Annotated in this window: 5 protein-coding genes and 1 pseudogene; 2 read left to right on the forward strand and 4 right to left on the reverse strand. The window is 54.6% G+C overall.

Translation table 11 applies throughout. The features are described 5' to 3' along the window. Window positions 1-424, reverse strand: a 424-nt coding sequence (locus ACTTKG_RS08845; protein WP_442673850.1) for a L,D-transpeptidase, incomplete at its 3' end; no start/stop codon positions are given. A gap of 206 nt (window positions 425-630) precedes the next feature. On the opposite strand from ACTTKG_RS08845, the gene ACTTKG_RS08850 reads away from it, so the two are divergent. Continuing rightward, window positions 631-1,227 carry a hypothetical protein gene (locus ACTTKG_RS08850; RefSeq protein WP_442673851.1) on the forward strand — a complete coding sequence of 199 codons (597 nt, stop codon included), beginning with the start codon at window positions 631-633 and terminating at the stop codon, window positions 1,225-1,227. 270 nt (window positions 1,228-1,497) lie between these two features. Continuing rightward, a complete protein-coding gene (locus tag ACTTKG_RS08855) occupies window positions 1,498-1,707 on the forward strand; it encodes a hypothetical protein (protein ID WP_006192860.1) in 210 nt (69 codons plus the stop codon). A 66-nt stretch (window positions 1,708-1,773) separates the two neighbouring features. Here ACTTKG_RS08855 and aspS read toward each other — a convergent pair whose 3' ends face one another. The 3 genes and pseudogenes from aspS to ACTTKG_RS08870 all read right to left on the reverse strand — a co-directional run. Then, the gene (gene aspS / locus ACTTKG_RS08860; protein WP_442673853.1) at window positions 1,774-3,573 is read right to left on the reverse strand and encodes an aspartate--tRNA ligase; all 1,800 of its coding nucleotides are present in this window, start codon (window positions 3,571-3,573) and stop codon (window positions 1,774-1,776) included. Beyond that, window positions 3,573-4,838: a histidine--tRNA ligase gene (gene hisS, locus ACTTKG_RS08865; RefSeq protein ID WP_442673852.1), complete on the reverse strand. Its 1,266-nt coding sequence runs from the start codon at window positions 4,836-4,838 to the stop codon at window positions 3,573-3,575. The genes aspS and hisS overlap by 1 nt, the downstream gene beginning before the upstream one ends. Next, a pseudogene (locus tag ACTTKG_RS08870) lies at window positions 4,832-5,404 on the reverse strand (coproporphyrinogen dehydrogenase HemZ); the annotation flags it as partial. The pseudogene ACTTKG_RS08870 and the gene hisS, both read right to left, overlap by 7 nt.

Genomic DNA, 5,404 nt, shown 5'->3' on the forward strand with positions numbered 1-5,404 from the left:
TGTATTCTCCTGAAGGGATCGTATTCCTAGAATCTCCCGGATCGACCCATGTAGGATTTTCTTCCTTCGTCAAAACGGAAAAATAACCGACGGGCGTCGGCGTGGAAAGTTTCCCCAAGGCTACGGGATACAGGCGAATCTTTTCGTTATTTTTATAAAGACTCAAGGAGCGTGCAGCTATATTGATGACGATCTTATACGGATCTTCGGCTTTGACCGACGCTGCATTAGAAGCGGCGTCCGCAGAGGACTTTACCTGAACATTCTGCGGCTGTCCTTCCGCCTGCGCCGCGTTCTTCTCGGACACATCCTTGATCCACGCACCGTAAGGCGAGCCCTGTTCCTTCTCTGCCGCCTGCCCCCAGCCGGACAGCCCGCCAAACAACGAAAGACAGACAAAAAAAGCTGTAATTTGCTTGAACATCATTGCATCGTCCTTTTCTTCAAAATCTCTTTTACAAAGATGTTTTCATTATAGCACAACCGCTCTCCTTTTTCACTGCCGCACAGCAAATCCTTTACGCAAACCAAGTGCAGAATTTTTCCCTTTTGTAAGAAAAGATACGACATTTTTTCTGCGAAGAATGTAGTATAATGGTACTGTTCACTTTTTTTACGGAGGTATGAGATATGAGCGCATTTTTAGGGCCGATTCATTTCCGCATGTATCAGAAGATCCAATCACAGGAAGCTCTGACGAAAGCGATTGCCGAACTCGCCGCTGAAAAAGGCTGGCTGAGTAAAGACGAAGCAGCCGCCCACGTCAAGGAAGAATCCCGTCCGCTCGAAGAAATCATTGATTTGTCGAACATCCACGCTTGGCTTCTCGGACAAATCGAAGATGCAGAATCCCGCTACGCCGATCTCGTGACCAAGATCTTGGCGGCGGATGCGGCACGCATGGACGACGTGAAGAAGGCTGCGTTCGCCTTTGGCAGCGAAAACGCCGTGGCAGAATCGCGCCCCAGCGCCTTATTCAGCGCTATGGATCAAATCCGGCTTGACGGTATGCCCTGCGACGGCGCCTGTGTCGTGACGGATTCTTCCGACGAACATTTCACATGGGAGCTGCGCCTTGACGTACACCGCGCTTTCTGGAAGGAAGTCGGCGGCGATCCTGCGCATTATTACACGCTGCGCAATGAATTATTCGCAGGCTTCCTTTCCAAATCGAATCAGCGCATCGTGACGGAGGACGGTCGCACCTATCATTTTGCCGCGAAATAGTCTGCCTTAGGAATCGCTGATAAATTCAGCCCTGACATCTTGGCGCATCTTTTCCACCCCAGCCGCATCCGGCTTTTTTTCTCCTTGATGGGACGAAAAATCTACGCCAATTTGACAGATTTCATTTTATCAGCGCTTCCTTTACAATCAATCAAAATGATGTATAATATAAGGTATAATTATGGAATCGCTGATAAATTCAACCCCTCATCTGCACAAGCTGAGCGACTTCGTTTTATCCGCGCTTCCTTTAGAAAGAGGTGACTTATTTTGACAGAGCAGGAATTGGAGAAGCTGGTCGAGGCGAAATTTGCTGAAGCGGACAAGGCTTTCGAGGATCGTCCGAAGAAGTTCTTCATCACGCAGAACGGCCGCGGCGTCGTCGATGGCGGCGAGCTCTACAACAAGGTCTACACCGATGTACTGCGCGTTGCGCAGCAGGCTTGCACGGCGATCTTGAAGGAAGCGCTCAAGAAATAAGCCGAACATAAAAAATCCCCATGCAGAAGCATGGGGATTTTTTATGTTCAGCGGCGCATCGACCGCTTACTTCTTCTCTTCCTTCTTGACTGCCGTCGAGCGCACGGAAAGCTCTCGGAGCTGCTTGGCATCGACTTCGGACGGCGCCTGCGACATCACATCCGAGGCGCTCTGCGTCTTGGGGAACGCGATGACGTCGCGGATCGAGCGGCGCTTCGCCATAAGCATGACGAGGCGATCGAGACCGAAGGCGATGCCGCCGTGCGGCGGCGTGCCGTATGCAAAAGCGTCCATCATGAAGCCGAACTTCTGACGCGCCTCTTCTTCTGTCAAGCCGATGGCTTCAAAGACCTTTTCCTGCAAATCTCCCTGATAGATGCGCAGGCTGCCGCCGCCGATTTCGACGCCGTTCAAGACCATGTCATAGGCGTTCGCCTTGACCCTGCCGGGATCGGATGTCAAATATTCAACATCCTCGCGGCGCGGCGCGGTGAACGGATGGTGCATCGCTTTCCAGCGCTTTTCTTCCTCGTTGTATTCGAACATCGGGAAGTCCGTGACCCAGAGGAAATTCAGCGCATCGGCGTCAATGAGGTTCCTGCGGCGCGCCATCTCAAGGCGCAGTTCGCCGAGCGCCTGCGCGACGACAAGCGGCTTATCCGCAATGACGAGCAGGAGATCGCCCGTCTTGGCATGGCAGGCTGCCTTGATCTTCTCGAAAACCTCGTCGGCATAGAACTTCTTGAACGGCGACTTCACGCCCTCTTCCGTGTACTGAATCCATGCCAGCCCCTTCGCGCCGTAGCCCTGCACATACTGCACGAGACCGTCCAGCTCGCGGCGCGGGATGTTCGCATAGTCCTCGACGTTGATGACCTTGACCTGTCCGCCGTTTTCAAGGACGGATGCGAATACCTTGAAGTCCGAACCCTTGACGTACTCCGAGATGTCCATTAGCTCCATGCCGAAGCGAAGATCCGGCTTATCCGAACCGAAGCGCTCCATCGCCTCGTCCCACTTCATGCGCAGGAACGGCGTTTTGAGCTTGACGCCCAAAGTCTTATCGAAAAGCTCTGCGACGAGACCTTCCATCAACTCCAAAATATCGTCCTCATCGAGGAAGGATGTTTCGATATCCAGCTGCGTGAACTCCGGCTGACGATCCGCACGCAGATCTTCATCGCGGAAGCAGCGCACGATCTGGAAATACTTTTCGAAGCCTGCGACCATGAGAATCTGCTTGAAGATCTGCGGCGACTGCGGCAGCGCGTAGAACTTGCCGGGATTCAGCCGGCTCGGCACGAGGAAGTCGCGTGCGCCCTCGGGCGTGCTCTTGCAGAGCATAGGCGTTTCGATTTCGATAAATTCATGACGGTCGAGGAAGTCGCGCATGATCTTCGTCACGCGATGGCGCAGCATGAGATTCGCCTGCATCTCGGGGCGGCGCAGGTCAAGATAGCGATACTTGAGGCGCAGCATCTCATCGACGTCAATATCGTCTTGAATATAGAAAGGCGGCGTCTTTGCCGTGTTCAAGATGCGCAGTTCCTCGCAGACGACTTCGATCTTACCCGTCTCGATATTCGGGTTGACCGTATCCGCAGAGCGCGCACGCACCTTGCCGCGCACACCGATGACAAACTCGCTGCGCAAAGTCTCCGCCTTGTGGAACGCATCTTTTCCCATCGCCGCCTCATCATAGACGACCTGCACGAAGCCGGAGCGATCCCGCATATCGACGAAAATCAGACCGCCGTGATCTCTTCTCCGCGACACCCAGCCTGAGAGTACAATTTCCGCACCGACGTCGCCCTCGCGCAATTCACCACAGTGGCGCGTCCTCTTCATACCTGCCAATGTTTCCATCAATTCTTCACCTCAACACATATTGCAGAAACCAGATCGCACAAAGCGACTTTTTTCTGCTCGCTCGTATTCATATCCTTCAAGAGAGCAGACGCCTCTTTGACCTCGTCTTCACCCAAGATCGCCACGAAGCGGGCATTTTTCTTGTTCGCCTGCTTCATCTGCGCCTTCATACTGCGCCCCGCGAAATCCATAGCGGCGGTGAGCTTTGCCGCACGAAGATCCTGCAGGAGCTTAAACGCAGGCAATTTCGCAGCCTCGCCCAAGGCGACGACGAATACATCCACGCTTTCCGGCGCTTCGTGCAAAAGCCCCTGCTTCTCAAGCGCAAGCAATACGCGCTCAAGCCCCACAGCGAAACCGATGCCCGGCGTCGGCGGTCCGCCAACTTCCTCAACCAGCCCGTCGTAGCGCCCGCCGCCCGCAACGGCGCTCTGCGCTCCGAGCGGCGTGTACTTGACCTCGAACGCCGTCTTGGTGTAGTAGTCCAAGCCGCGCACAAGATTCGCGTCCAGCTCGAAGGAAACGCCCGCCGCCGCAAGATACGACTGCACCTCAGCGAAATGCGTGCGGCACTCGTCGCAAAGGCAGTCCGTGATACGCGGCGCACCTTCAGAGAGCGCATGACAATGCTCATGCTTGCAATCCAAAAGGCGCAGCGGATTGCGCTCGAAGCGCGACTGACAATCCCCGCAAAGCTCGCCGAGATGCGGCCGGAAGAACTCCTGCAGCTTCTCGCGATAGACGGGGCGGCACTTTGGGCAGCCCACGGAGTTGAGATGCAGCTTGAGCTCCTGCAAGCCGAGCGCACGCAGAAATTCGACGGCAAGCAACACGATCTCAGCATCGACGGCGGGATTCTCTTCGCCCAAAGCCTCGACGCCGAATTGATGAAACTCACGGTAACGCCCCGCCTGCGGCCGATCATAGCGAAACATCGAGCCGATGTAGAAAAGCTTCGCGAGCGCATCGCCAACATAGAGTTTGTTTTGCAGATAGGATCGCACGACCGATGCCGTATTCTCCGGACGCAGCGTAAGACTTCGGTCGCCGCGATCGGTGAACGTATACATCTCCTTTTCCACGACGTCGGTCGTTTCTCCGATGCCGCGCAGGAAAAGCTCCGTATGCTCGAAGATCGGCGTTCTGATCTCGCGATAGCCGTAGCGTGCGCATAATTCGCGAATCACCTGCTCCACATGCGTCCATTGTGCGACCGTATCGGGCAAAATATCCTTCGTGCCGCGCGGTCCATTGATCAACACGTTGCTTCATCCTCCCCATCTCCATACGCCTCTTGTAAAAGAGCCGCCCGCTTCGCTATGTAAGCGTCTATATCGCGTACATAAGTATGAAAATCCTTGGCGTTGAACGACGCCTTGAGCCTCTTCGTGCGGAAATTCATGATCTTGCTCGTCGCGGCGCAGCCGATGCCCAAGATCGTCTGATTCTCGTCCATGATCTGGATATTATACATGCTCTCAGCACCCGGACGTGCACAGCCGACGTTTTCAAGCTGCCCGCTCATATAGCCCTGCCGATAGAGATAATACGGCAAAAAGCCTGCACCCTCTACGCGCTCCATCGCTGTTTGAAACATCGCCTGCACTTCGGCATCGTCGGGAAGCTCATATTCCTCCAAGTGCATTTTGAGCTTTGAACCACGTTTTAAAGCGAGCGAATGAAGCGTCACATCGTCGGGACGGAGCGCGAGAACCTTCGTCATCGTATCGGCGACATCGGCTCGCGTTTCCCCCGGCAAGCCGAGAATGATGTCCATATTGATGGAAAAATCCCCCGCTTCGCGCAGCAGATGAAACATCCGGACGAT

Origin of the sequence: Selenomonas sp. (assembly GCF_052169755.1) — a bacterium.
GTDB lineage: Bacteria > Bacillota > Negativicutes > Selenomonadales > Selenomonadaceae > Selenomonas.